Genomic DNA, 953 nt, shown 5'->3' on the forward strand with positions numbered 1-953 from the left:
CCCCACCCCGGCGGATGTCACCGATGCCGCCCGCCTGGTCGCCCTGGGCCTTCAGCCCCGTCTGCGACCCGCTCGGGACGCCGACTACGCGACCCTGCTGCGCCGCTACCACGAGGAGCCCGCCTGGGCCCGGCTCTGCGATGCCGTCGCCACCGGGCTGGGACTGGTCGTCATGGAGGTCTCCCCACGGGCCGGCATGGCCGTCGCCGCCGCGGAGGAATCCGTTTTCGCCGTGCGCATCGGGGACTACGCCCGCCGGGCCGCGGCCGACTCCGCCGACCGCTTCCTGCACGGTCTGGCGCACCTCGCCGTTGCGGCCCTCGCCTTCCCCCGACCGGCCGACCTGGCGGACGAGGGGTACTCGGGGCGCGTCAGCGTCGTGGGGGTGGAATCCTTCGTCCGTCAGGCGTGCGCGGTTCTGGAGGAACGGGCCGCCGAGCGGGGGGAGAACACCGACCCCGCCAGCGACAGTCCCGAACTGGAAGCGGCCTGGCGGGTGTACGCCCGTCGCAGTGCCACCGGTGCCACCAAGGACGCCAGGCGGCTCGCCGGATCCACCACGGGCATCGTGGGGAAGGCCGTCGCCTTCCTCGCCGACTCCGGCTTCCTCCAGCGCACCGGCGACGAGAACGGCGGCACCTACCGGACCACACCCCGCTACCGCCTCCAGGTGCGGGAACTGGCGGGCACCGCGGCGATGGCCGAACTCCTGTCGCTGGGGGTGGTCACCGTCACCGACGGCGCCGGCACCCTCGGCGCCCCGGATCCCGACGCCGGGGCCCCCGGCATCCCGCCAGGCGGTCTGCCCTTCCCGACCACCGGCGCCCGGGACGGGGCCGGGCGTCCCACCGGGCCCGGGGCGCGGGACACACCGACCGGTGCCGACCCCGACCCGCCGGGCCACGGAGCCCCGCCCCGTCCCCGTGATCCACACACCCCGCAGAGCCACGAGA

At 76.0% G+C, this 953-nt stretch carries 1 pseudogene; it reads left to right on the forward strand.

The features are described from left to right. Positions 1 to 811 (forward strand): annotated as a pseudogene (locus FNQ90_RS24905) (hypothetical protein); the annotation flags it as partial. Between the last annotated feature and the right edge of the window lie 142 nt (positions 812 to 953).

The organism is Streptomyces alkaliphilus (genome assembly GCF_014141535.1).
In the GTDB taxonomy this organism is placed as follows: Bacteria; Actinomycetota; Actinomycetes; order Streptomycetales; family Streptomycetaceae; genus Streptomyces; species Streptomyces alkaliphilus.